Consider the following 22,661-nt stretch of genomic DNA (forward strand, 5'->3'; position numbering starts at 1 on the left):
GAGCGCGGTCGGTGCGGGGCGCCGCGCGGACGGCCCGCACCCCCGATCCTATGCACGGGACCCGCCGCGCGCGGGCCCGCCTCACGCGCAGCGCCCGACCCGGATCCCGGTCGCGCTCGTGGCCGCGAGCAGCCGCCAGCGGCCGGTGTCGAGGGTGTGGACGAGCTCGAGGGTGAGCAGCTCCGTGCGCGGGCCGAGCTGGACCTGCACCCGCCACATCTGCTGGTCGACGACCCCGGCGCCCCGCTCCCGGGGCAGCCGCAGGTCCTCCGCCCACCACGCCCGCCGCTCGTACCAGCGCACGGGGTCCTGCGCCACGCGGTAGGCCCGCCCGCGCCAGCGCACCCCCACCGGCACGCCCTCGGCGTCGCAGTCCACGTCCACGCTCTCCGTCAGCACTCCCACCACGGCTCCTCTCCCTCCGACGGCGCCCGCCGGCCGGGCACCCTGTCCTCTGGAAGCTAGAACACCTGTGCGACAGGCTAAGCCGATGAGCTTCCTGCGGGGAACACGTGTTCACTGGCCGGAGCCTGCCGCCCGGACCGCGCCGGGACGCCCGGAATCCGTGGACAACCCCGGTGAAATGGATACGCTGAGAGGACGGAGGACGCGCCCGCCGGGTCCTCCCTGACGCCCCTGACCCCTCGTCCGCCCCCGCCGGAGCAGCCGGCGTCGACCCACGGAGGCCCCCATGACCGGAACCATCACGCTGATCGCCCGCACCGTGGCGAACACCAGGCCGAACCCGGTGCCCACCCGCCCGGCCACGCCCGAGGACGCCGAGGCCCTGGCCCAGCTCTACTACTCCTCCTACGAGCAGGGCGGGGTCTCCAGCCTCGCGGAGGCCCGCCAGGTCGTCCAGGGCGTCTTCGCCGGCGAGTACGGCCCCCTCCTGGCGGAGGCCTCCCCCGTGGTCGCCGACGAGGACGGCACGATCGTCGCCGCGGCCCTGACCCTCGAGCGCCGCGTGGGCGACGGCGAGCTCCCGGACGCCCCGTACCTCTTCGAGCTGTTCACCGCCGCGTCCCGCCGCCGGCAGGGTCTCGCCGAGCAGCTCGTGCGCTCCAGCATGGACACCCTCTGCCACAGCGGCTACGACCAGCTGTGCCTGCGCATCGCCGAGGACAACGCCGCCGCGCTCGCGCTCTACCTCACCCTGGACTTCAACCGCTGGGTCCCGGAGGACGACGACTACTGAGCCGACCACCGGACCGGGGGCGAGGAGGAGGCCCGGGACCCGCTGCGGGTCCCGGGCCTCCTCCCGTCCGCCCTCCGGCACCCCTTGTCCCCAACAGGTGAAGAGTGCTTCACTTGTTCGTGTCAGGGAGGGGAGTATCCCACCGTCGTCCCGTCGTCATTCCGGCCCCGCGGGGCCCGGCGGGGCGGGCCCCGCGGGGCCGGGAGAGACCTCCGATCGGATCGATCGGAGGGTTTCGTCGTGGATGTCCCGTTCTGGATCTGGGCCGCGGTGCTCGGCTTCATCGTGCTCGTGCTGGCCGTCGACCTGTTCGCCCACCGCCGCGCCCACGTGATCGGCGTGCGCGAGGCGGCCGTGTGGTCGGGGGTGTGGGTGGCTTGCGGCGTGGCCTTCGGTCTCGTCGTCTGGCGGGTGTGGGGGGCGGAGCTCGGCCAGCAGTACTTCGCCGGCTACCTCATCGAGAAGTCCCTGGCCGTGGACAACGTCTTCGTCTGGGCGATCGTCTTCAGCTGGTTCGCCGTCCCGCGGGAGTTCCAGCACCGCGTGCTGTTCCTGGGAGTGCTCGGTGCCCTGGTGTTCCGCGGGATCTTCATCGCCGCCGGGGCGGTGCTGATCCAGAACTTCTCCTGGGTCCTCTACGTCTTCGCCGCGTTCCTGCTCTGGACCGGCTGGCGGATGATCCGCCAGCGCAACGAGCACCTGAACCCCGACCAGTCGGCGGTGCTGCGCGCCTTCCGCCGCCTCGTGCCCATGACCGAGGCCTACCACGGGCAGAAGCTGCTGGTCCGCAAGGACGGCGTGCTGCTGGCCACCCCGCTGCTGGCGGTGCTGGTGCTGATCGAGGCCACCGACGTCGTCTTCGCCGTGGACTCCATCCCCGCGATCTTCGCCGTGACCGACGAGGTGTTCCTGGTCTTCACCGCCAACGCCTTCGCGATCCTGGGCCTGCGGGCCATGTACTTCCTGCTCGCCGATCTGATCCACCGCTTCGTGTACCTGAAGATCGGCCTCGCCCTGGTGCTGATCTGGGTCGGGGTCAAGATGCTGCTCAAGATCGACCTCTTCTACATCCCCACCGGCATCTCCCTGGCCGTGGTCGCCACGATCATCGCCGTCTCCGTCGTCGCCAGCCTGCGGGCCACCCGCGGCCAGGGCCGCCGCTCCCTGCCCGTCCCGGCCGAGCCGCCGTTCCGGGTCGCCACCGAGGCCGAGGTCGCCGCCCTCGAGCCCCTGCGCACCCGGCGCCGCCCCGCGCGCGCCGCCGGGCGGGGCGCGGGCCTGGATTCCGGCGCCCGCCGGGAGGAGGAGCGGCGATGACCGCCCTGGCGCCCTCCCCCTGCCGGCCGGTGGCCGCGGTGGTCACCGACGGCCCCGAGGCCGTCGCGGTCGCCCGGCGCGCGGCGCGGATCGCCGCGGAGGAGGGCCGGCCGCTGGTGCTGCTGGTCCCGGTGCTGCGGGCGGCCGCCGCGCAGGACGCGGTGCGCACCCGGCAGGCCCGCCGGGCGGCGCACCGGGAGGCCGAGGCCGTCGCCGCCCGCGTGCGGCCCGTGCTGGAGGCCACCGGGATCCCGGCCACGACGCGGGCGGTGTGGCACCGCAGGTGCCCGTTCCGCCGGGCGCGGCAGGCCCGGGCCATCGCCCTGGCGCACGCCGCGCACGCGGCGGGGGCGGCCGTGGTGGTCACCCCGGCGGCGGTGCCGCTGCCGACGGTGCGCTACGGTGCCGGGACGGTGCTCGTGGCGGGACCCGAGGACAGGCCGCTCACGGTCCACCGCCCGGCACCCCCGAGGGGACCGGACCGGCTCTGAGGGCCCCGCCCGGCACGCCCGGGCCGGCGCCTCCCGGCCCCGCCACGAGAGGAGATCCGTGCCCACCTCCGACGACGCCGCCGGGGACCCGGCGGGAGCGTCCCGCCGCCCCGCCGGGGCGGTCCCGCCCCGGCGCCCGGCCTGGACGCTGCTCACCACCCACGGCCACGTCCTGCTGGCCGCGGCCCGCTCCCCGGACGCCCGGGTCGGCGAGATCGCCGAGCAGGTGGGGATCAGCGTGCGCGCGACCCTGTCCGTGCTCAAGGACCTCGAGGAGGCCGGCTACCTCACCCGCCACCGGGTGGGCCGGCGCAGCCACTACACCGTCGACCGGCGGCGGCACTTCCGGCACCCCGCCACCGCCGCCCACGAGGTCGGCGAGCTGCTCGACGTCCTGGCCGACGACCCGCCGGGCACCGGCTGACGCGGGGCGGAGCCCCTGCCCGGGACAGGACACCACGCACCGGCGGCGCGAGCGCCGGAGAGGCCGTGCCGAGAGGCGCGTGCCGGGCAGAGGAGGTCCCGGAAGGTGCGTGCCGGAGCGCGAGCTGGAGCGGGCGCCCCCGGAGGCACGTGCCGACAGAGCGCGACGGCAGCGGCACCGCGGCGCGGCCCGGCCGGCGCAGGGCTCAGGGCCCAGGACTCAGGGCTCAGGGCCAAGGACTCAGGGCTCAGGACTCAGGACTCAGGACTCAGGACTCAGGGCTTCATGGCTCAGAACTCAGAGCTCTGAGCTCAGAGCTCTGAGCACGGTCTCCTCGCGCACCGGGGGGTCGACCGCGACGTCGACGAACCGCACCCAGCCCACCGTGACCTCCACGAGCCGGGTCGCGACCGGGTCGTGGCCGCCGGAGCCGGGGTGGCGGGACTCCAGCAGCCCGGCGGCGGCCCGCGCGGGCTCGCCCGCCAGCACCACGGCCTCGCCCTCGAGCTGGTACTCCTGGCCCGTGCCCGAGACCACCACCAGGGAGACCCGGGGGTCGGCGCCCAGGTTGGCGAACTTGCGGCTGGCCGTGTTGGTGCCGAAGACCAGCCGGCCGTCGTCGTCGGCCACGAGGTTGACCCAGGCGGACTCGGGGCAGGCGCCGGGGGCGTTGGTGGCCACGACGCCGCCGCCGTGGGTGCGGACGAAGTCCACGAGGCGCTCGACGGTCTGCCGGTGGGCGGGGGTCATGCGGATCTCCTCCGGTCGGGGAACGGGCGCGGGGAACAGGACGGGGCGGGACCGGGCAGTGCAGCGGGGCGGCCGGACAGGGCCGCTCCGGGCGCAACGACAGGGCCGCCGGACGGGGCCCGGGCGGAGGCACCGTGCGGGGCAGCGGTCCGCGGCGGGCCGGGGCCCCCGCGCCGGCCGGGAGCCGGCCGGGGTCCGGAGCGGGACGCCGGTGGTCCCCGGCGGCCGGCCCCCCGGCTCAGAACAGCTCCTGCTGCGGGACCACGAGCTCCGGGGAGTTGTTGCGCACGTTGCCCACGGCGGGGTCCACGGGGTCGAGCACCCAGCGCGCGGCGACCCGGGAGGCCTCGGCGCGGACGAGGTCCACCAGCTGCGGGGCCTGCTCCTCCCCCGGGCGCAGCCAGTCGTCCAGGTGCTCCGGCGCCAGGGGGATCGGCATGCGGTCGTGGAGCTCGTGCAGCTGCGTCAGCACGGGGTGCTCCGCGGAGGGCTCGGGGGCGTCGGTGGTGAGCACCGAGCAGGACAGCAGCCAGGACCCGGTGCCGCCGCGGCCGGGCTGCAGGGCCCCGGAGTCCGGCTCCGCGCCCTCGGGCACCCGCCACCACTCGTAGATCCCGGCGAACCAGATGGTCTCCTCCGGGTCGGCGGGGTGGACGTAGTAGGGCTGCTTGCGCCCGCCGCGGCCCGGGCCGGGGAGCTTCTTCCACTCGTAGTAGCCGTTGGCCGGCACGGCGCACCGCCGGGCCCGCACGGCCTTGCGGAACGAGGGCTTCTCGAGGACCGTCTCGGAGCGGGCGTTGAACATCTTCGCCCCGACCGCCGGGTCCTTGGCCCACCCCGGGACCAGGCCCCACCGGGCCACGTGCAGCTCCCGGACCCGTCCGGCGTCGTCGCCCTCCCCCGCCAGGCGCTCGAGGACGATCGGCACGTCGGTGGTGGGCGCGGTGTTCCAGTTGGCCCGCAGGGCCGTCTCGTCGCCCCCGCCGAGGCTCTCGTCGGGCACGGCGCCGGTGGCGGCCACGAGGTCCCCCACCGCCCGCGCGATCACGTAGCGTCCGCACATAGCTGCCTCCTCGCCGGCCCCGCAGGGCCCCGGTCAGTCCGGTTCCGTGAGCGGGCCGTAGCCCAGGTGGTGCGCGTACATCCCGTAGACCTTGCGGATCCCCCGCTCGACGTCGGCGACGGTCGTGCCGGGGCGCAGGTCGTCGACGGCCCCGGCGGTGGCCGGGTCCCAGTCCAGGTCCAGCGCGGCGTAGACGTCGGTGAGCACGGAGCGGATCGGCTCGGACTGCTCGACCACGACGACCGTGGAGAAGTACCAGGCGCCCGCGACCACCCGCTGGGCGGTGCCCGCGAGCTTGACCCGCCGGCCGGCGGCCGGGGTGCCGGACGGGTGGGTGCCGTGGACGCTGTGCTCGCCGGCGCAGTACTCCCCGGGGATCTCCCCGACGTCGGCCTCGACCTCGAGCTCCTCCAGCGCCGCCACGACCATGTCGCCGAAGAGCCGGTAGCGGTCCTGGATCCCGGAGGTGGGGTCCTCCGTGGGCTCGAGGTGGTCCACGACCAGGCACCCGCCGTGGTAGGCGGCCGCCCGTCCGCCGACGCGGCGGACCAGGGGCTCGAAGCCGCTCTCCCGGGCGGCTCGGGCGGCGGCGGCGAAGCCGGGGCGCAGCTCGTCGCGGCGCCCGAAGGCGACCGTGGGCACGGGCTGGTAGAGGCGCAGCACGGGTCCGGTGCGGTGGACGTCGGCGAGGAGGGTCATGGCGCTCTCGTAGTCCTGCTGGGCGCCCAGGGACTCGCGCTGGCGGAGAAGTCTCATGCTGGTGCCCATCCTAGTGCGGGCCGCCGGCCGGCAGGTCGCTGGCGGCGAACCACGCGGCGAGCTCCCGGGCGCTGGTCTCGACCTTCTCGGCCCACGCCAGCGCGGCCTCGTCCGCGGCGTCGGAGACGTGCTTGACCATCCGCAGCCGCACGCCCAGGTGCCGGCAGGCCACCGCGACCGCCCAGCCCTCCATGTCCACGAGGTCGGCGCGGGCGGCGAGCGCGTCCCGCACCGGGCCGCCCGCCACGAACGAGTCGCCGGTGGCCAGCACGGGCCCCTCCCCGCCGAGCTCGAGGACGTTGTCCACCGGGATCCCGGCGGCGCGCAGCAGCTGCTCGTCGACGTCGCGGTTGATGATCCGGGAGGGCTCGTGGACACCGCTCAGCCCGTCCCGCAGGGCCCCGGCGCTGCCGATGTTCAGCACGGTCAGCCCGTCGCGGCCGGCGGGGTCCGGGCAGCGGGTGAGGACGGCCTCGGTGGTGCGCACGGCGGCGGCGGACATCCCGACCCCGGTGAGCACGAGGTCGAGGCCCGGCGGGAGGTACCGGGTCTCGAGGGGGTGGGCGGCGAGCACGAGCAGTCGTTCCATCGCGCCCACTCTAGCCGGGCGCCGGCGGCGGCCCGGACGGTTCCGCGGGGCTCAGGCGGGGGCGCCGGCGAGCTCGGCGAGCAGCCGGTCCGAGCGCTCCTGCGCCTCGAGGTCGGCGGCCCCGCCCGTGACCATGAGCTCGTCGGCGCCGGTGTCCTCGACCAGCCGGGCCAGGCGGCGGCCGACCTCGGCGGGGGTTCCGGTCACCGCCGTCGCCAGGTGCTCCTCGACGAGGTCGCGCTCGCGGGCGGGCAGCCGCGCGAGCTCCGCCTCGGTGACGGGGGCGAGCGGCGGGAACTCCCCGCGGGTGCGGGAGTGGGCCATGGCCCGGGCCTGGGGCAGGGCGAGCGCCCGGGCCGCGCCGGCGGTGGGGGCGACGGCGACGTCGGCGGCGAGGACGACGTGCGGGCGCTCCCACCAGCGCGAGGGCCGGAAGCCCGCGCGGTAGCGCTCGAGGGCGGCGGCGGCCCCGCGCTCCCCGCGGCGGGTCGTCGCCGGGCCCCCGAGGACGACGGCGAGGCCCGCCCGCGCCGCGATCTCCACGCCCGCGCCCGTGGCCAGCACGAACACGGGGGTCCGGGCCCGGTCGCGGGGCCGGGCGGTCACGGGGGCCTCGCCGGCGAGCAGCGCCAGCAGCCGGGCGAGGTCCGCCTCGAAGCGCTCGGCGGCGCCGGGGCCGGTGCCCAGGGCCTCGCGCACGGCGCGGGTGAAGCCGAGGGAGCGGCCCAGGCCCAGGTCGATCCGCCCGGGGTGCAGGGCCTGGAGGGTCGCGGCCTGCTCGGCGACGACCAGCGGCCGGTGGTTGGGGAGCATGATCCCGCCGGAGCCGACGCGGATGCGCTCGGTGCGGGCGGCGACCGCGGCCATCAGCACGGCCGGGGCGGCGCCGGCGATGCCGGGCACGCCGTGGTGCTCGGCGACCCAGAACCGCCGATGGCCCAGCGCCTCGGCTTGCCGGGCCCGCTCCAGGACCCGGTGCAGGGCCTCGGTCTCGGTGCCGCCGGCGAGCAGGTGCGCGCGGTCGAGGACGGACAGGGGCACGCGCGGCGCCACGGGCGGGGACGGGGTCACGGCAGCAGGGGGCACAGTGCGCACAACCGGGTCCGCGCCCGGGTTGTTCCGTCCGCGGGGCCGGAGGAGCCCGGGACCGGCGGGCGGCACCGCGGCACGGCCGGTGCGGCGCCGCCGTCGGGCCCGGCGCGACCCGGGGCAGCCGAGTCCGACCGGGCGCGGTCCGCGCGGTGCTCCCCGGACGGCGTGGTCAGCGCGGGCGGGCCCGCACCTGGACGCGGTCCTGCTCGACGCGGGTCTCGTAGGCGGGCTGCGGGCTGGTGGCGGGCCCGTGGACCACCGACCCGTCGGCCAGCCGGAAGACGCTGCCGTGCCAGGGGCAGCGCACGCAGCCGCCGGCGACCTCGCCCTCGTCCAGCGGCCCGCCCATGTGGCTGCAGACGCTGTCGAGGGCGTGGACGCGCTCCCCCTCCCGCACGAGCACGAGGCTGACCCGCCCGGCCACGACCCGGCGGGGCTCGCCCTCGGGCAGCTCGCCGGCGGCGGCGACGTCGGTCCACCGGGCGGGTCCGCGGCGCCAGGCGGTGCGGTTGACGCCGACGCCCTCGACGTAGCTGAGGTGCCCGCCCAGGTAGCCGCCGGCCGTCAGCGCGCCCAGTCCGGCCAGGCCCAGGGCCTTGCCGGCGGTGCGCCGGCCGCGGAGGCGGGCGAGCAGCGACGCGGTGTAGAACCCCAGGGCGGCGCTGTTGGCGGCGGCGTGGACGAGCCCGACCCGGCGCGGCCCGCCGCGGGTGTCGGACCAGTCGTGCAGGCCGGTCGCCGCGGTGGGCACCGCGGCGGCGACGCCGGTGGCCACGAGCACGTCCGCGGCCGGGGCGGCGGCCCGCCCGCCGACGAGGTCGAGCAGCCCGGCCATGGTCCACGCCCCGATGGGGACGTCGGTGAGCAGCGGGTGCAGGGGGTGGCCGAGCACCGCCCCGCTGAGGAGGTCGCGGACCGGGCCGGGCCGGGCGGCCCGGGCCACGGCGGTGGCCAGCGGGTCGGCCGCCCGGTCCAGGGCGCTCCAGCGCTCGATGCGCCGGGCGAGGTCGTCGAACACGCTCATGGCCGCCTCCTCGGTGCCGGGGCGGTCAGTGTCCCACCGGGTCCGGCACCGGACAAGGACGGCGCCGGACGTGACGGACCACGACGACGGGACGGGACGGTCACCTGGCGGCGCGGGGTGCACCCGGCACCGCCGGACGGGGACCGGCGCCCGGGCGCGCGGTGGCAGGTCACGACGGCGGGACGGGCGACGACCCGGCGGCGCGGGGCGCACCCTGCGACCCCGGACGGGGCCGGCGCCTGAGGCCCCGGGGCGCAGCCCACGACGGCGGGCCACGACGTCCCCGCCGGGAGGACCGCCCCCGGCGGAGCGGGACCACGACTGCTGCCCGGCCGGGAGCGGCGTCCGGCCCGGCCGCGCGGGGCTCAGGCCGCGCGGGCGAGGGCCTCCTCGGCGGCGACCCAGCCGAGCATCGCGCACTTGACCCGGGCCACGAAGCGGGAGACCCCGGCGAAGGCGGCGGCGTCCCCCAGGACCTCCTCGTCCGGCTCGGCGGTGCCGCGGGAGCGCAGCAGCGCCCGGAACTGCTCGATCAGCTCGAGCAGCTCCCGGCGGGTGAGCCCGGGGGCGGTCTCGGCCAGCACCGAGGCGGCCGCCATGGAGATCGAGCACCCCTGCCCGGCCCAGGTGACCCGCTCCACGACCGGCTCCGCGCCGGGCCCGGCGGGGGCCAGCTCCACGCGCACGGTGATCTCGTCGCCGCACGTGGGGTTGTACTGATGGGACTCCCCCGCGCCGTGCCCCGGGACCGGGTCGGCCAGTCCCTCCCCGGAGCGCCGCTTGGCGTGGTCGAGGATGACCTCCTGGTACAGCCCGTCCAGCGCGCTCATCGTCGTCCTCTCGGTCGGTCCGGCCCGGCGCCCGCGGTGTCGGTGCGCACCCGATCAGCCTGCCACGCCGAAGTAGGAGCGGACCCCGGCCAGTTCGGCCAGGAACCGGTCGACGTCCTCGGCGGTGGTGTACAGGTAGGTGCTGGCCCGGGTGGTCGCGGTCAACCCGAGGGCCCGGTGCAGCGGCTGGGCGCAGTGGTGGCCCACCCGCACGGCGACCCCGGCGGCGTCGAGGACCTGCCCGACGTCGTGGGCGTGCACCCCGGCCACGTCCACGGCCGCCAGTCCCACGCGGTCCGCGCCCGGGGGCGGGCCGATCAGCCGCACCCCCTCCAGATCGGCGATGCCCTCCGCCAGCCGCTGCCCCAGGGCGTGCTCGTGGGCGGCGACCCGCTCCATGCCCACGGCCCGGAGGTAGCGCACGGCCTCGGCGAGCGCGACGGTCTGGGCGATCCGCTGGGTGCCGGCCTCGAACCGTGCGGGGGCCGGCAGGTACTCGGCCTCCTCCATCGTGACCCTCGTGATCATCGAGCCGCCGGTGAGGAACGGCGGCATCGCGTCCAGCAGCTCGGTCCGGCCCCACAGGGCGCCGATGCCGGTGGGCCCGAGCATCTTGTGCCCGGAGAACACGGCGAGGTCCACGCCCAGGCCCGGCAGGTCCACTGGCAGGTGGGGCACGGACTGGCAGGCGTCCAGGACGGTCAGCGCCCCGGTCTCCCGGGCGAGCTCGACGAGGGCGGGGACGTCGGTGAGCGCGCCGGTGACGTTGGAGACGTGCGTGAACGCCACCACCTTCGTCCGCTCCCCGATCACCCGTGCGGCGGCCTCGTGGTCCAGCTGCCCGGTCCCGTCGACGGGGATCCACCGCAGGCTCGCCCCGGTGCGGGCGGCCAGCTCCTGCCACGGGATCAGGTTGGCGTGGTGCTCGGCCTCGGTCGTGACGATCTCGTCGCCGGGCCGGAGCCGGAAGCGCTCGGCGGCCTGCCCGCCGCGCCCGGCGGTGGCGTTCGAGAAGGCGTAGGCGATCAGGTTCAGCCCCTCGGTGGCGTTGGAGGTCCACACGAGCTCGCGCTCGCCGGCGCCCACGAAGCCGGCGACGACGCGGCGGGCCTCCTCGTAGGCGTCGGTGGCCTCGACCGCCAGGGTGTGCGCGCCGCGGTGCACGGCGGCGTTGCGGTGCAGGTAGAACTCCCGCTCGGCGTCCAGCACGGCCAGCGGCTTCTGCGCGGTCGCGCCCGAGTCGAGGTAGACCAGGGGGGCGCCCATCACCTCGGTGCCCGTGAGCAGCGGGAAGTCCTCGCGCAGGGCACGCACCTCGGTGTCGGTCAGGGGCGGGACGGTCGTCGAGGGCACGGCGGGGTCCTTTCGGGGGTGGGCACGATTCTAGGCGGGACGCCCCGGCGGGCGTCTCCCGGCGTCACATCCGCACCGGGAACCGGGGGCAGCAACGGCGCCGGGGCAGGAGCGCGCACCGTGACGGCCCGGCGGCGGCCCCTGCCCGGGCGGCTGATGCCCGGTGGCGGCCCCTGGGCTCAGCCGGGGGCGAAGCGGCGGGTGGGCGGCCCCGGCGCGGGGGCGCCGCCGAGGGCGGGCCGGCCCCGCAGGGAGGTCGCGCACGCGACCCCGGCGGCGGCGCCCTCCCCGACGGCGATCGGCACCAGCTGCAGCCCGGGTGTGACGTCCCCGGCGGCGTAGACGCCGTCCACGCTGGTGAGCTGGAAGCCGTCGACGGTAATCAGGCCCTCGTGGTCGAGCGCGCAGCCCAGCTGCCGGGCCAGGTCGCCGGCCGGGAGGTGGGCGTAGGAGAAGAACACCTTCGCGGCGGGCACGGTGCGCCCGTCGGCCAGCCGCACCCCGCGCAGGTCCCCGGGCTCGCCGGTCAGCGCCACGGCCGTCCCCTCGAGCACCTCCACGCCGTGGTCGGCCAGGGCGGCCCGCTGCCCGTCGTCGATCCCCGGCTCCGCCGGGTCGAGGACCAGGCGCACCGGCGCGGCCCAGTCGAGCAGCTCCGCCGCGTAGCCGGGCAGCTGGGCGCCGGACCCGAGGACCACGACGGCGCGGTCCTGCGCGGTCGGGCCGTCGCAGGCCGGGCAGTGGTGGACGTCCGTGCCGTAGTGCGCGGCCAGGCCGTCGAGGTCGGGCAGGCGGTCGCGCACACCGGTGGTGAGCACGACGCGCTCGGCGGCGACCTCCCGGCCGTCGACCTCGGCCCGGAACGCCCCGTCCTCGTCGCGGCGCAGGGCCGTCACGCACCCCTGGTGCAGGCGCACGTGCGGGTACTGGGCGAGCCCTGCGCGGGCGTCGGCCAGCAGCTGCCGCGGGGTGGTCGGGTCCCGTCCCAGCAGGCCGTGGGCCCGGTCGGCGGCGAGGTTGCGCTGCTCGCCGGCGTCGACCACGAGCGTGGGGCGGCGGTAGCGGCCCAGCCACGTCGCGGCGGACAGCCCCGCGGGGCCGCCGCCGACGACGAGGGCGCAGACCGTCCCGGGCAGCACGCCGGGGGCCTCAGTGCCCGTCGGCGGGCTCCTGGACCGTGGCGGCGCCCTCGTCGCCGAGGGTCTGCTCCGTCATGTCGAGGCTCACGATCCCGACGCCGACCATCGCGGCCAGCGACAGGAGGAAGCCGAGCACGATCGCGATCAGCGGTCCGGAGGACCCCCGGTCGGAACGGCCGTTGATGGTGCGGGTGGGTGCGTGCTGCTCGCTCATGCCCGTCATTGTGCCAAACGGCAGGCCCGGGTGCGCACAGGGCACGCACGGCGGGCGCGGGGCACCCCCGCCGGCCTGCGGCATCCCGGGGCGGGCGCGGGTCGCGTCCCGGCCCGGGCGGACCGGATCCCCGGCGGCCGGACGGCCCGCCGGGCGGAGCCGCGGAGCACGCGCGAGCGCCGGGGACCTCCGCTCCGACCTCCCGCCGCGGCCGCTGGAGGCCCGCGGTGCCGTCCGGGGCCCTGCGCCGCGCCGGGAAGAGGGCCGTGACGGCCCGGGACGCCCGGTCTGCCCGATCATGGTGGCGGACCTCACCCTCGAGACCCCCCGCACGAGGAGCCATCATGAACCCGCCCGTCCCACCGCGCGCCCCGCTGCACCCGCCGGCCCCCGAGGAGAACCGGGAGGCCGCCCGGCCCGCGTCCCCGGACGCGCAGGCGCAGGCGCCGGAGCCGGGGACCCCGGGTCCGGCGTCACCGTCCGCGGCGTCCGGGGAGGCCGCCGCCCGGCCGGACACCGGTCCGGGGACCGCCGGCGCCGGGGAGATCCTGGCCGCCGTGGCGCAGGCCGTGGCCCCCGACCGCATCGACTCGCAGCTCTCGCTGCTCAACCGGTGCGCCGAGCACGACGACGTCGACCTGGTGGTCGGCCCCGTCCTCGGCGCGGTCGTGGACGCGGCGCTGCGGGCGGCGCTGCTCACCAGCGGGCTCGTGGACCCCACCACCGGCGGGGCGGCCTGGCGTGGCCTGGACGGGCTGCCGGCGGCACCCGCCCCGGGTCTCGGGGAGCTGTCCTACGACCCCGCCACCCGGCGGCTGCGCATGGCCCGCGGCACGGTCCTCGACCTGGGTCCTGCCGCCCGGGCCTGGGCGGCGGAGCAGGTCGTGGCGGCGGCGGAGCACGACAGGCCGGGGACGGCCGTGCTGCACCGCGCCGGCGACGCGCTGGCGGTGGCCGGCCCGGACGACGACGCCGCCGTGCTGCTGGAGCGGGAGCTGCGCGCGGAGACCGGCCTCGGTGCCGCCGCCTGGGCGCGGCTGCTCGCCGGCGGTCGCCGGGGCGTGGCCGTGGTCGAGGGCCCGGAGCACGCGGTGGTCAACCCCGTGACGGGCGCCGCCGCGCGCAGCCCCTGGCGGCAGGTGGTCGTGGTCGCCGACCGCGCCGTGGAGGCCCAGGCCTACGCGCGGGCGGCCCACCTGCTGGGCTCCGAGGCACCGCCGTGGGTGGCGGCCTGCGGGGCCGCGGGCCGGTTCGCGCCGTCGCCGGCGGGGTCCCACGCCGCGCCGTCGTCGAGCTCTCCGGAGGCGGCGGGGCCCCCCGCACGGCCGGGCACGCGCCGGTAGCGCAGCGCCTGCACCGCCCAGGTGGCGGCGTAGAGCGTCCACGCGAGCATCACCAGCGCCATGACGGTGCTGAAGCGGTCCCCGGGACGCCACTCGTGCAGCGCGCCGAGGGTCATCAGCAGACCGAGCGCGCCCAGGACGGCGCACGCCGGCCGGTCGGCGGCATCGGGCACGGCAGTCCCCCTCGTTCGTCGTCCGGTGGTCCGCGGGGACCTGCTGTCCACGGGGAGCACGGGCTCCCCGAGGAACCGTGGTCCCCGGCAGCCGCGGCCCCCTGAGAACTCGCCGCCCCCTCGGAACTCCCGGTCCCCTGGGAGCCCGGTGCCCCCTGGGAGCCCGGTGCCCCTGGGAGCGCCCTGTTCCCCCGGCATCGTGGCACGCGGGTCCCACCCCTGTCTGACCCCACTTCGGGGGTCAGCGGCTCTGCGGGCGCGGCGCCGGGGCCGGGTGCTCCCGCGCAGCGCCGCCCCCGTGCCTGCTCCCCGCCGCCCGGGCACCCTCGCCGTGACGGACCTCACGTCCCCGGGGGAAATCCTCTGCGCCCCCCATGTTGTTGAAGCGTCAACAGCATGTTCCCGTTCCGCCCCAGGAGGACCCCCATGACCGTGGACACCGCCGAGACCCGCACCGGCCTGCTGGTCGAGGACCGGCTCGCCATCGACGCCGGCGCCGCCGACCGCCTCTTCCTCGAGGCCCGCACCGCGAGCGCCTTCTCCGACGAGCCCGTGACCGACGAGGACCTGCGGGCCGTCTACGAGCTCACCCGGCTCGGGCCGACCATGATGAACAACCAGCCGCTGCGCATCACCTGGGTCCGCTCCCCCGAGGCCCGCGAGGAGCTGGTCGGGCTGATGGCCGCCGGCAACCAGGAGAAGACCCGCACCGCCCCGGCCGTGGCGGTCCTCTCCTACGACACCGAGTGGCACGAGCACTTCGCCACCTTCTTCCCCCACGCCCCGGAGCGGCGGGCCATGTTCGAGTCCGACGCGCAGGCCCGTGCCGGGATCGGCCGGGACAACGCGTGGATGCAGGCCGGCTACTTCGTGCTGGCCGCGCGCGCCGTGGGCCTGGCCGCGGGCCCGATGGGCGGCTTCGACGCCGCGGGTGTCGACGCGCGCTTCAACGCCGGGACCTCCCGCCGGGCCTTCCTCGTCGTGGCCGTGGGCCGGCCCGCCGAGGATCCCCGGCACCCGCGCCTGCCGCGCCTGGGCGCCGAGGTCGCCACCGAGACCGTCTGACCGGGGCCGTCCGGCTCCGCGCGGCCCGTGCGGAGCCGTTCACCGGCCGGTCACCCTCCGGCAACGCCGCCCGGCGAGGATGGTGCGGACACCCCGCACGACCGAGGAGGAGCTGCGATGACCGAGGTGAGCACGGCCGGTGCCGGGACGACGGCGGTGGACTGGGAGGACTTGGAGCCCGGGACGGAGATCGAGGTCTCCCGCGCGGGCGAGGTGGTCCACCGCGGCGTCGTCGAGGAGGCCGCCGCGACCCTGCGCGTGGCGTGGATCCGCGACAGCGCGACCGGGGAGCGGCGGCTGATCGGCGGGGAGATCCTGACGCTGCACCGCCGGTGAGCCCGGACCCGCCGGGCGGGATCACCCCGGGGGCCAGCTCCGCCGGGACGCTCCGGCGTCCCGCGAGCGCGTGCCGTGGGCACTTCCGGGACGAACGGCGCGGGCCGTGGCGTGCGCGCAGGACGTGCCGGTCCCATGGGCACGGCGTGCCCACGCCCGCCGGGACGCCGCGGAGGTCCGCCGTGCGCGGGCGCACCGGGACGACGACGGGCCACCGGTGCACGCCGCCGCGCCGTGAGCACCCGCCCGCCCGCGGCGGACGTCGCACGGACGGCGCACGCCGCGAGCGGACGCCGTGCGCGCGGCACTCCGGCCGGGCGGGGGCCGTCCCGGACGCGCCGCGGAGCCCGGCTCGGCTCAGGTGCCGCAGAAGGTTTGGTAGCTCGCCCCGAAGTCGCCCGGCGCCGGCTCCGCGTACCGCTCCAGGCCCGGGCGCGGTTCGAACGGCCGGGTCACCGCCTCGAGCAGCCGCCCCAGCGGGTCGAGGTCACCGGCGACCGCGGCCGCGAGCGCCTCCTCGACGAGGTGGTTGCGCGGGACGTAGACGGGATTGACCCGGTCCATCAGCTCCGCGTCGGGGCCGAGGGAGCGCCAGCGCTCGGCCCACGCGTCGAAGCGGGCCAGGTCCAGCACGAGGTCCCGGGCGGGCCGGGCGTCGCCGCGGGCGGCCGCGCCGAGGCCGCGGAAGAAGGACGTGTGGTCGACGTGGTTGTCCCGCAGCAGCGCCGAGAGCTCCTCGAGCAGCGGCGCCACGTCGTCGTCGTCGGCCCCGGGCACCCCGAGCTTCGCGCGCATTCCGTCGGTCCACGCCGCCCCGTACCGGGCGGGGTAGGTGCCGAGGACCTCCTCGGCGAGCGCGACGGCACGGTCCTGGTCCTCGTCGAACAGCGGCAGCATCGCCTCCGCGAGACGGGCGAGGTTCCACTGGAGCACGACGGGCTGGTTGCCGTAGGCGTAGCGGCCGCCGAGGTCGATGGAGCTGTAGACGGTGGCCGGGTCGTGGGCGTCCATGAACGCGCACGGGCCGTAGTCGATGGTCTCCCCCGAGATCGTCGTGTTGTCGGTGTTCATCACCCCGTGGATGAAGCCCACGTGCATCCACTGCGCGACGAGCGAGGCCTGGGCGGCGACGACGGCGTCGAACAGCGCCAGGTGCGGGTGCTCGGCCGCTGCCGCCCCGGGGTGGTGGCGGGCGATGGCGTGGTCGGCCAGGCGGCGCAGCAGCCCCGTGTCGCCCCGGGACCGGGCGTACTGGAAGGTGCCCACGCGCAGGTGCCCGGCCGCGACGCGGGCGAGCACCGCCCCCGGCTGCACCGTCTCGCGGCGCACGGGCCGGCCCGTGGCCACCACGGCCAGCGACCGGGTCGTGGGGATGCCCAGGGCGTGCATGGCCTCGCTCACGACGTGCTCGCGCAGCATCGGGCCGACCGCCGCGAGGCCGTCGCCGCCGCGGGCGAAGGGCGTGCGCCCCGAGCCCTTGAGGTGGAGGTCGCGCACCCGGCCGGCGGCGTCGTGCAGCTCCCCGAGCAGCAGGGCGCGGCCGTCGCCCAGGCGCGGGGACCAGGCGCCGAACTGGTGGCCGGCGTAGGCTTGCGCCACGGGGGCGGCGCCCTCCGGCAGCAGGTTGCCGACCAGCAGGCGCACGCCCTCCGGGGTGCGCAGCCAGGCGGGGTCGAGGCCCAGCTCCGCGGCCAGCGGCTCGTTGAGCACGAGCAGCCGCGGATCGGGGACGTCCTCGGCCTGCCAGGAGAGGGCCAGCTCCGGGAGGTCCCGGGCGAAGCGGGAGTCGAAGGTCAGGGTGGACGGAACGGTGGCGTTCACACCGTCCACGCTACCGGTCGGCGCGCAGCACGGCCACGAGGAAGTCGCTGTCCGGACGGAAGGGCCGCAGGTCCCAGGTGGACAGCAGCAGGTCCGGGACGAGGCCGGCGTGCTCGGCGTCCGCGAGGAACTCCGGGAAGGGGTAGCCGCGCCCGGCGCCGAAGCCGACGGCGGCCCGTCCCCCGGCCGCGAGGTGACCGCGCAGGCGGCGCAGCACCTCGGTGCGGGTGCTCGGGGCGAGGAAGGCCATGACGTTGCCGGCGCACACGATCGCGTCGAAGGGCTCGGGGTGCCCGCGGGCGGGCAGGTCCAGCTCGGCGAGGTCGCCGACGAGCCAGTGCGGGCCCGGGTGGTCCTCCTGCGCGGCGGCGATGAGGGCGGGGTCCACGTCCACCCCGACGACGTCGTGGCCGCGGCGGTGGAGGTGCCCGCCCAGCCGGCCGGGGCCGCACCCGGCGTCGAGGATCCGCGAGCCGGGCGGCACGAGGGCCTCGACGAGGCGGGCCTCTCCCACGACGTCCTCGCCGGCCGCGGCCAGCGCCCGGAAGCGCTCCACGTACCAGGCGGAGTGCCCCGGGTCCGCCTCCACCTGCTGCATCCACCTGCTCTTCTCGACCACCGGACCAGCCTACCGCCGAGGTCGGACGGGCCCTCAGGCGCAGCTCGGCGCACGGGTGCCGGAGCGCCGGGGACGGCCCGCGGCACCCGGCGGGTCCGGTGTGCGGCCGGCCGGCCCGGCGTGCGGTCGGCCGGCCCCGCGGCCCGGCGAAGGCCGCCAGCGGAGAACGTCTATTGATTTTCGATAGGTATCGACCGATACTCGATGTATGACCACCGAGCGCTGGGCCGTCGCGGCCCTCAGAGTCTTCCTCGTGCTGCTGTTCGGCATCCTCCTCGTCTTCCAGTTCATGTCGGTGCCCGGACAGTTCGCCCACATGGCAGAGGAGTCCCCGGGCTCGGCGCACCTGCGCTGGCCGCTGACGGTGCTGTTCGGGTTCTGGATCCTGTGCGTGCAGGTCGTCGTCGTCGCCACCTGGAAGCTGCTCACCCTGGTCCGCGAGGACCGGATCTTCAGCGACGCCGCACTGGTGTGGGTGGACGCGATCGTGGCGGCCGTCGGGGCGGCGTGGGCCGTGCTGCTGGGCGTGTCCGTGCTCGTGGGCCTCGGCGCCGACGACCCGGGCCCCGTTCTGGTGGTCGTGCTGGCCACGACCGGGGTCACGGTCCTGGGACTGCTCATGGTGGTGATGCGTGCCCTGCTGCGGCGGGCAACGGCGCTGCGCACCGACATGGAGGCGGTGATCTGATGCCGATCGTCGTGCGCCTGGACGTCCAGCTGGCCCGGCGGAAGATGAGCGTGGGCGAGTTCGCCGAGGCCGTCGGCATCAGCCCCGCGAACGTGGCCGTGCTGAAGAACGGGCGGGCCAAGGCGGTGCGCTTCTCCACCCTGGAGGCGATGTGCCGGGTGCTGCAGTGCCAACCCGGGGACCTCCTCGAGTACGTCGAGGAGTGAGCCGCGCAGCGGTCGGCCGGCCCGGTCGGCGCCGACGCCCATACCCGCGCCGTCGCGCAGGAACGGCACGGCCTTTCGTGCCGCACCCCGACGGCGCCCCCCTCCCCGAAAGGCGCCCCCGTGACCTGGTTCCTCGCTCTCCTGGCCCTGCTCGCCGGCATCGCCGGTCTCGCCCTCGGGGAGGCCGACGACTCGCCGGGGCTCCAGCTCATCGGCGCCGTGCTGGTGCTGACGGCGGTCGTGACCGTGGTCCGGCACATCCGGCACGTCCGGCACGTCCGGCGCGGTCGGCGCGTCTGACGCGAGCGGCACGTCCGGCGCGAGCGGCACGTCCGGCGCGAGCGGCGCCGCCGGCCCCGGGGTCCGCTCCGCGCGGCCGCCCGCAGCGCGGGGACCGAGCGCTCCGCCGGCCCTGCCCGACGCGCCGCGGTGCGACCCGCTGCACAGGCCCCACCGGTCCGCGCGACGGGCCCGGATCCGGGGACACGTCGCGCCGTCGCCGACGCCCCGGGCGGATCGCGTGCCCACGTCCCCGCACGGACTGCGGCACCGGCCGCACCGTCGCCGGGAGCACCGCACCCCGCACGCTCCGAGGCCCCGCGAGTCGTCTCGGACCGGGTCCTGGGCATTCCGTGCACCGCACCCAGCCGTCGGGGCACGGTTCCTGAGCGTTCACGGCCCTGCTCCCGGGCGCTCCGGGCGTCACGCCCGAGCGCCCGCGGACCGCTCCTGAGCCGTCCGCGCCACCTCGTCCGGGCACCGTCGGCACGGCGCCGCATCCGGAGGCGACACCCCCGGGCGGGTCCGCCGCCGAGCACGTGGGCTCGCCACAGCGGCGGGGCGCGGCGCCGACGCCACCGCTTACGACGTCGGAGGCGCCGCGGACAATGACCTCATGACGGGATCGGTCCGGCTCCGCGCACCCGACCCGGAACCCCGGCCGGGGTTCCGGGCGGGCGCCCCCGGCCCGGTGCACGTGGAAGAGCTCCCGCATCTCCAGGACGAGGCCGGGGACCACCGGCAGGGGATCCGGACCGCCGCGGCCCAGCTCGTCGAGGCGCGGGTGGCCGAGTCGCGGGCCGTGGCGGCGCAGGTGCGCTCGATCCACCGGCTGTGGTCGGCGGCGCAGGCGGTCCGGACAGCGGCCCGGTTCGCCGCCCTGGCCGAGGCGGAGACGTCGCCCGGGTCTGCGCGCCCCGATCCCCTCGGCCCCCTGGCCGAGGCGGAGCACGAGCTGGTGCTGGACGTGGCCGCCGAGGTCGGCGCGGCGCTGCACCTCTCCCCGGGAACGGCCCGCCGGCGCGTCGAGGACGCCGTCCTCCTCGCCGAGATGCTGCCCCAGGTCCTCGCCGCCCTGGAGGAGGGCCGGATCGGCCCGCCCCAGGCCGCCGTGCTGGTCGAGCAGTGGCGCGAGCTCGTCGTGGAGGCGCCCACGTGGACGACCCGCGAGCGCGTCCCGCCGCCCGTCGACGCCGTTCTCCGGCTGGTGGCGGAGCTCCTGGAGCGGGCCCCGCGGGCCACGGCGGCCCAGCTGCGCGCCGCGGCCCGCTCCCGACGGACCGTCCTCGTCGCCGACGCCGAGGAGCGCAGCCGGCGCGCCGCGCGGAAGAACCGGTCGGTGTGGGTCGAGCCCGCCCCCGACGGCACCGCCTACCTGCACGCGCTGCTGGACGCCCACGTCGCGCTCGCGGTGCACGACCGGCTGGAGGAGCTCGCCTCCCGCCTCGGGGAGAGCGTGCCGGCGCCCGGTCTTCCCGGACCGGGCTGCCTGCCCCGCCCGGAGCTCCCCGAGGACGCCGAGCCGCGCTCGGCCGGTGAACTGCGGGCCGACGTGCTCGCCGACCTCCTCCTGGACGGCGTCCTCCCCGAGGAGCCGGACTTCCCTCGCGGTGTCAGGGCCCGGGTGAGCGTCCTGGTGCCGGTGTCGGTGCTCGCCGACGCGGTTGCCGGGGCATCCGCCGCCGGAGGCATGGGGACCGGCGCGCCGGTGCTCTCGGGCTACGGGCCCGTCGGGGCCGAGGTCGCCCGCCGGCTGGCGGCCGGGGCCGGCGCGTGGCACCGGATCCTGACCCACCCCGGCACCGGCGTGGTCCTCGATCACGACCGCACCGTCTACGCCGTGCCCCGCGACCTGCGGAGGCTCGTGGAGCTGCGCGACGGGACGTGCCGCTTCCCCGGCTGCCGCCGCCGCGCGGAGCGCTGCGACCTCGACCACACCGTCGCCTGGCAGGACGGCGGGACGACCGCCGAGCACAACCTCGCGGCGCTCTGCCGGCACCACCACCGCCTCAAGCACCGCGACGGTCCGCTCGGGCGGTGGTCCGTGCGGAGGGTCGCCGTCCCTCCCGGTCCGCGGCCGCACCGCGGTCCGCCCGGTGCGGACCCGGCGCCGGGCGCCACCGCCGTGCTCGAGTGGGTCTCCCCCGCCGGACTGGTGCACCGCACCGAACCCGAGCACGCCATGTGCCACCGGGGATCGGGCCGCCCCGCGATCCCCGAGGCCGCCGGGGACACCGGTCAGGCGGTGGAGTCCTGGGCCGCGCGGGGCACCGCCGGCTCCCCCCGTGGTTCCGGTGACGTTGCGCCTGCCGCCGTCCCGGGCGACCGCCTCCCACGCCACGCCGCGGCAGCCGCTCCGCCGCCCGCCGAGCAGAACGTCGCCTGTCCGCCCACCGGCCCTCCGGCCCGCTCTCCCGACGACCCGCCTCCGTTCTGAGAGCTCGGTCGCTGCCCGTGTGCGGATCGGCGGTGCACGTGCCGTCCTCCGGCTGCCGGTCGACAACCGGTAGAAGCGGGCAGAACAGGGCAGGCAGGGCAGGGCAGGGCAGGGCAGGGCAGGCAGCGCGGACCCACGGGCACGGACGGGGAACCCGGACCGGAGCAGTGCCTGCAGGTGCAGGCAGGATCATGGACGGAACGGACGGCGGACGCCGCGGAAGGAGCAGCACCATGGACGGAAGAACCCTCCAGGAGGTGGCCGCCCTGGCCGCGGCCGCGATGCCGGGGGTGTCCCTCACGCACCCCTTCGGCCCGGAGCACGACGTGTACAAGGTCGCGGGCAGGATCTTCCTCATGACCACCGAGGTGACCGGTGAGCCGCTCGCGACGATGAAGTGCGAGCCCGAGCACGCCCTGGCGCTGCGTCAGGAGTTCCCGTCGGTCCGGGCCGGATACCACATGAACAAGCGGCACTGGATCTCGGTCGCGGCCGGTGCGGGCATCACGCAGGAGCTGGTCGACGAGCTGGTGCGCAACGCCTACGAGCTCGTCGTCGAGGCGCTGCCCCGGGACCGGCGGCCGTGACCCGCCGGGCGGAACCTGAGGTCATGCGGCCGCCAGTTGTTGACCGGGGCACGCCGCGGGGTCAGGGTGATGGCCCAGGCATCCCGCACAGCACGCACCGTGCACGGCACACCGGAGGACCACCGTGGGCATCGTCCAGGTCGATCTCTTCCTCACGCTCGACGGCGTCTACCAGGCACCGGGCGGGCCCGACGAGGACCGCACCGGCGGTTTCGAGCACGGCGGCTGGCAGGGGGCGTACTTCGACGACGCGTCCGGTGAGTCGATCAGCGCGGAGATCGAGCGCCTGGACGCGCTGCTGCTCGGCCGCAGGACCTACGACATCTTCGCCGGCTACTGGCCCGGCCACGGTGACGACGACCCGATCGCCGCGAGGTTCAACGCGGTCCCGAAGTTCGTCGCCTCCCGCTCGCTCACCGCGGCGTCGTGGGAGGGGACCACGGTGCTGTCGGACGTCGCGGCCGAGGTGCGGGAGCTCAAGGAGCGCTTCGCGCGGATCCACGTCATCGGCAGCGGTGACCTCGTGGTGAGCCTGGTGCGGGAGGACCTCGTCGACCGGCTCAATCTCCTGCTCTACCCGCTGGTGCTGGGGTCGGGCAAGCGCTTCCTCGGCCACGGCGCCGTCCCCGCGGCGTTCTCCCTGGCGGGGCCGCCCCGGGCGTTCCCCAAGGGCGCGGTCTCGCTCGTCTACGAGCGCTCCGGCGTGCCCGTCACGGGCATCGACGTGTCGCAGCCCGCGCCGTGAGCCGGTGCCATGGGCGCGGAACGCCGCCTGTCGGGACCGGGACCACGGCGAAGCCCCTGGAGAAGGATCTCCAGGCGCTTCGCCGTGGTCGTGCTGCTCCGCCCGGGATCCCGGCGGAC

At 77.1% G+C, this 22,661-nt stretch carries 26 protein-coding genes; 13 read left to right on the forward strand and 13 right to left on the reverse strand.

Annotation, left to right across the window (positions count from 1 at the left end):
• Positions 1 to 81 precede the first annotated feature (81 nt).
• Positions 82 to 405 (reverse strand): DUF6504 family protein, encoded by a 324-nt coding sequence (locus AS188_RS11390; protein WP_058858957.1) that lies wholly within the window; start codon positions 403 to 405, stop codon positions 82 to 84.
• A gap of 286 nt (positions 406 to 691) precedes the next feature.
• Between AS188_RS11390 and AS188_RS11395 the strand changes: the two genes are divergently transcribed.
• The 4 genes from AS188_RS11395 to AS188_RS11410 all read left to right on the forward strand — a co-directional run bounded on the left by AS188_RS11395 (position 692) and on the right by AS188_RS11410 (position 3,430).
• The gene (locus tag AS188_RS11395) at positions 692 to 1,198 is read left to right on the forward strand and encodes a GNAT family N-acetyltransferase (protein WP_058858958.1); all 507 of its coding nucleotides are present in this window, start codon (positions 692 to 694) and stop codon (positions 1,196 to 1,198) included.
• 240 nt (positions 1,199 to 1,438) lie between these two features.
• Positions 1,439 to 2,515: a TerC family protein gene (locus AS188_RS11400; RefSeq protein ID WP_058858959.1), complete on the forward strand. Its 1,077-nt coding sequence runs from the start codon at positions 1,439 to 1,441 to the stop codon at positions 2,513 to 2,515.
• Positions 2,512 to 3,006 carry a hypothetical protein gene (locus tag AS188_RS11405; RefSeq protein WP_058858960.1) on the forward strand — a complete coding sequence of 165 codons (495 nt, stop codon included), beginning with the start codon at positions 2,512 to 2,514 and terminating at the stop codon, positions 3,004 to 3,006. The genes AS188_RS11400 and AS188_RS11405 overlap by 4 nt, the downstream gene beginning before the upstream one ends.
• A gap of 58 nt (positions 3,007 to 3,064) precedes the next feature.
• Positions 3,065 to 3,430, forward strand: coding sequence for a winged helix-turn-helix domain-containing protein (locus AS188_RS11410; protein WP_112255154.1), 366 nt, complete (start codon positions 3,065 to 3,067; stop codon positions 3,428 to 3,430).
• A gap of 297 nt (positions 3,431 to 3,727) precedes the next feature.
• Here the strand turns inward: AS188_RS11410 and AS188_RS11415 are convergent, their stop codons facing one another.
• The 10 genes from AS188_RS11415 to AS188_RS11460 form a co-directional block, all read right to left on the reverse strand.
• Entirely contained in the window at positions 3,728 to 4,180 is a 453-nt protein-coding gene (locus tag AS188_RS11415) for a pyridoxamine 5'-phosphate oxidase family protein (RefSeq protein WP_058858961.1), read from the reverse strand.
• Between the two features lie 238 nt (positions 4,181 to 4,418).
• Complete coding sequence (locus tag AS188_RS11420) at positions 4,419 to 5,243, reverse strand: SOS response-associated peptidase (RefSeq protein ID WP_083529416.1); 825 nt, start codon at positions 5,241 to 5,243, stop codon at positions 4,419 to 4,421.
• A gap of 33 nt (positions 5,244 to 5,276) precedes the next feature.
• Positions 5,277 to 5,999 carry a lipoate--protein ligase family protein gene (locus tag AS188_RS11425; RefSeq protein ID WP_083529417.1) on the reverse strand — a complete coding sequence of 241 codons (723 nt, stop codon included), beginning with the start codon at positions 5,997 to 5,999 and terminating at the stop codon, positions 5,277 to 5,279.
• A gap of 13 nt (positions 6,000 to 6,012) precedes the next feature.
• Complete coding sequence (locus AS188_RS11430) at positions 6,013 to 6,591, reverse strand: nucleosidase (protein ID WP_058859899.1); 579 nt, start codon at positions 6,589 to 6,591, stop codon at positions 6,013 to 6,015.
• Between the two features lie 51 nt (positions 6,592 to 6,642).
• Positions 6,643 to 7,662 (reverse strand): MsnO8 family LLM class oxidoreductase, encoded by a 1,020-nt coding sequence (locus AS188_RS11435; protein WP_236944974.1) that lies wholly within the window; start codon positions 7,660 to 7,662, stop codon positions 6,643 to 6,645.
• A gap of 190 nt (positions 7,663 to 7,852) precedes the next feature.
• Positions 7,853 to 8,707 carry a Rieske (2Fe-2S) protein gene (locus AS188_RS11440; RefSeq protein WP_058858963.1) on the reverse strand — a complete coding sequence of 285 codons (855 nt, stop codon included), beginning with the start codon at positions 8,705 to 8,707 and terminating at the stop codon, positions 7,853 to 7,855.
• Positions 8,708 to 9,072: 365 nt separating this feature from the next.
• Positions 9,073 to 9,537 carry a Fe-S cluster assembly sulfur transfer protein SufU gene (gene sufU / locus AS188_RS11445; RefSeq protein ID WP_058858964.1) on the reverse strand — a complete coding sequence of 155 codons (465 nt, stop codon included), beginning with the start codon at positions 9,535 to 9,537 and terminating at the stop codon, positions 9,073 to 9,075.
• A gap of 54 nt (positions 9,538 to 9,591) precedes the next feature.
• Positions 9,592 to 10,890 carry a SufS family cysteine desulfurase gene (locus AS188_RS11450; RefSeq protein ID WP_058858965.1) on the reverse strand — a complete coding sequence of 433 codons (1,299 nt, stop codon included), beginning with the start codon at positions 10,888 to 10,890 and terminating at the stop codon, positions 9,592 to 9,594.
• Between the two features lie 179 nt (positions 10,891 to 11,069).
• Complete coding sequence (locus AS188_RS11455) at positions 11,070 to 12,029, reverse strand: NAD(P)/FAD-dependent oxidoreductase (protein ID WP_058858966.1); 960 nt, start codon at positions 12,027 to 12,029, stop codon at positions 11,070 to 11,072.
• A gap of 10 nt (positions 12,030 to 12,039) precedes the next feature.
• Positions 12,040 to 12,243, reverse strand: coding sequence for a hypothetical protein (locus AS188_RS11460; RefSeq protein ID WP_058858967.1), 204 nt, complete (start codon positions 12,241 to 12,243; stop codon positions 12,040 to 12,042).
• 344 nt (positions 12,244 to 12,587) lie between these two features.
• Here AS188_RS11460 and AS188_RS11465 point away from each other — a divergent pair, with 344 nt between their 5' ends.
• From AS188_RS11465 to AS188_RS11475, 3 genes are all read left to right on the forward strand, one after another.
• Positions 12,588 to 13,586, forward strand: coding sequence for an FAD:protein FMN transferase (locus AS188_RS11465; protein WP_058858968.1), 999 nt, complete (start codon positions 12,588 to 12,590; stop codon positions 13,584 to 13,586).
• Positions 13,587 to 14,185: 599 nt separating this feature from the next.
• A complete protein-coding gene (locus AS188_RS11470) occupies positions 14,186 to 14,824 on the forward strand; it encodes a malonic semialdehyde reductase (protein ID WP_058858969.1) in 639 nt (212 codons plus the stop codon).
• Positions 14,825 to 14,941: 117 nt separating this feature from the next.
• Positions 14,942 to 15,160 (forward strand): hypothetical protein, encoded by a 219-nt coding sequence (locus AS188_RS11475; protein WP_058858970.1) that lies wholly within the window; start codon positions 14,942 to 14,944, stop codon positions 15,158 to 15,160.
• A 357-nt stretch (positions 15,161 to 15,517) separates the two neighbouring features.
• Here the strand turns inward: AS188_RS11475 and AS188_RS11480 are convergent, their stop codons facing one another.
• Together AS188_RS11480 and AS188_RS11485 are read right to left on the reverse strand one after the other, a co-directional pair.
• Positions 15,518 to 16,981 carry a protein adenylyltransferase SelO gene (locus AS188_RS11480; RefSeq protein ID WP_058858971.1) on the reverse strand — a complete coding sequence of 488 codons (1,464 nt, stop codon included), beginning with the start codon at positions 16,979 to 16,981 and terminating at the stop codon, positions 15,518 to 15,520.
• Between the two features lie 10 nt (positions 16,982 to 16,991).
• Positions 16,992 to 17,600 (reverse strand): class I SAM-dependent methyltransferase, encoded by a 609-nt coding sequence (locus tag AS188_RS11485; protein WP_058858972.1) that lies wholly within the window; start codon positions 17,598 to 17,600, stop codon positions 16,992 to 16,994.
• A gap of 208 nt (positions 17,601 to 17,808) precedes the next feature.
• On the opposite strand from AS188_RS11485, the gene AS188_RS11490 reads away from it, so the two are divergent.
• The 6 genes from AS188_RS11490 to AS188_RS11515 all read left to right on the forward strand — a co-directional run bounded on the left by AS188_RS11490 (position 17,809) and on the right by AS188_RS11515 (position 22,542).
• Complete coding sequence (locus tag AS188_RS11490) at positions 17,809 to 18,288, forward strand: DUF2975 domain-containing protein (RefSeq protein ID WP_058858973.1); 480 nt, start codon at positions 17,809 to 17,811, stop codon at positions 18,286 to 18,288.
• Positions 18,288 to 18,494, forward strand: coding sequence for a helix-turn-helix domain-containing protein (locus AS188_RS11495; RefSeq protein ID WP_058858974.1), 207 nt, complete (start codon positions 18,288 to 18,290; stop codon positions 18,492 to 18,494). Before AS188_RS11490 ends, AS188_RS11495 begins: the two co-directional genes overlap by 1 nt.
• A gap of 120 nt (positions 18,495 to 18,614) precedes the next feature.
• Positions 18,615 to 18,794, forward strand: a complete 180-nt coding sequence (locus tag AS188_RS11500; protein WP_058858975.1) for a hypothetical protein — start codon at positions 18,615 to 18,617, stop codon at positions 18,792 to 18,794.
• 676 nt (positions 18,795 to 19,470) lie between these two features.
• Positions 19,471 to 21,210, forward strand: a complete 1,740-nt coding sequence (locus tag AS188_RS11505; protein ID WP_169797998.1) for an HNH endonuclease signature motif containing protein — start codon at positions 19,471 to 19,473, stop codon at positions 21,208 to 21,210.
• Between the two features lie 233 nt (positions 21,211 to 21,443).
• Positions 21,444 to 21,797: an MmcQ/YjbR family DNA-binding protein gene (locus AS188_RS11510; RefSeq protein ID WP_058858977.1), complete on the forward strand. Its 354-nt coding sequence runs from the start codon at positions 21,444 to 21,446 to the stop codon at positions 21,795 to 21,797.
• 124 nt (positions 21,798 to 21,921) lie between these two features.
• Entirely contained in the window at positions 21,922 to 22,542 is a 621-nt protein-coding gene (locus tag AS188_RS11515; protein WP_058858978.1) for a dihydrofolate reductase family protein, read from the forward strand.
• The last annotated feature ends 119 nt before the right edge of the window (positions 22,543 to 22,661 follow it).

It is taken from the genome of Kocuria flava (assembly GCF_001482365.1).
Lineage (GTDB): Bacteria > Actinomycetota > Actinomycetes > Actinomycetales > Micrococcaceae > Kocuria > Kocuria flava.

Excerpts from the sequence above, each read along its gene's own strand:
- AS188_RS11395 (WP_058858958.1), top strand. The coding sequence starts at position 692 with ATGACCGGAACCATCACGCTGATCGCCCGCACCGTGGCGAACACCAGG.
- AS188_RS11405 (WP_058858960.1), top strand. The coding sequence starts at position 2,512 with ATGACCGCCCTGGCGCCCTCCCCCTGCCGGCCGGTGGCCGCGGTGGTC.
- AS188_RS11415 (WP_058858961.1), bottom strand. The coding sequence starts at position 4,180 with ATGACCCCCGCCCACCGGCAGACCGTCGAGCGCCTCGTGGACTTCGTC.
- AS188_RS11420 (WP_083529416.1), bottom strand. The coding sequence starts at position 5,243 with ATGTGCGGACGCTACGTGATCGCGCGGGCGGTGGGGGACCTCGTGGCC.
- AS188_RS11425 (WP_083529417.1), bottom strand. The coding sequence starts at position 5,999 with ATGAGACTTCTCCGCCAGCGCGAGTCCCTGGGCGCCCAGCAGGACTAC.
- AS188_RS11430 (WP_058859899.1), bottom strand. The coding sequence starts at position 6,591 with ATGGAACGACTGCTCGTGCTCGCCGCCCACCCCCTCGAGACCCGGTAC.
- AS188_RS11440 (WP_058858963.1), bottom strand. The coding sequence starts at position 8,707 with ATGAGCGTGTTCGACGACCTCGCCCGGCGCATCGAGCGCTGGAGCGCC.
- sufU (WP_058858964.1), bottom strand. The coding sequence starts at position 9,537 with ATGAGCGCGCTGGACGGGCTGTACCAGGAGGTCATCCTCGACCACGCC.
- AS188_RS11460 (WP_058858967.1), bottom strand. The coding sequence starts at position 12,243 with ATGAGCGAGCAGCACGCACCCACCCGCACCATCAACGGCCGTTCCGAC.
- AS188_RS11465 (WP_058858968.1), top strand. The coding sequence starts at position 12,588 with ATGAACCCGCCCGTCCCACCGCGCGCCCCGCTGCACCCGCCGGCCCCC.
- AS188_RS11470 (WP_058858969.1), top strand. The coding sequence starts at position 14,186 with ATGACCGTGGACACCGCCGAGACCCGCACCGGCCTGCTGGTCGAGGAC.
- AS188_RS11475 (WP_058858970.1), top strand. The coding sequence starts at position 14,942 with ATGACCGAGGTGAGCACGGCCGGTGCCGGGACGACGGCGGTGGACTGG.
- AS188_RS11490 (WP_058858973.1), top strand. The coding sequence starts at position 17,809 with ATGACCACCGAGCGCTGGGCCGTCGCGGCCCTCAGAGTCTTCCTCGTG.
- AS188_RS11495 (WP_058858974.1), top strand. The coding sequence starts at position 18,288 with ATGCCGATCGTCGTGCGCCTGGACGTCCAGCTGGCCCGGCGGAAGATG.
- AS188_RS11510 (WP_058858977.1), top strand. The coding sequence starts at position 21,444 with ATGGACGGAAGAACCCTCCAGGAGGTGGCCGCCCTGGCCGCGGCCGCG.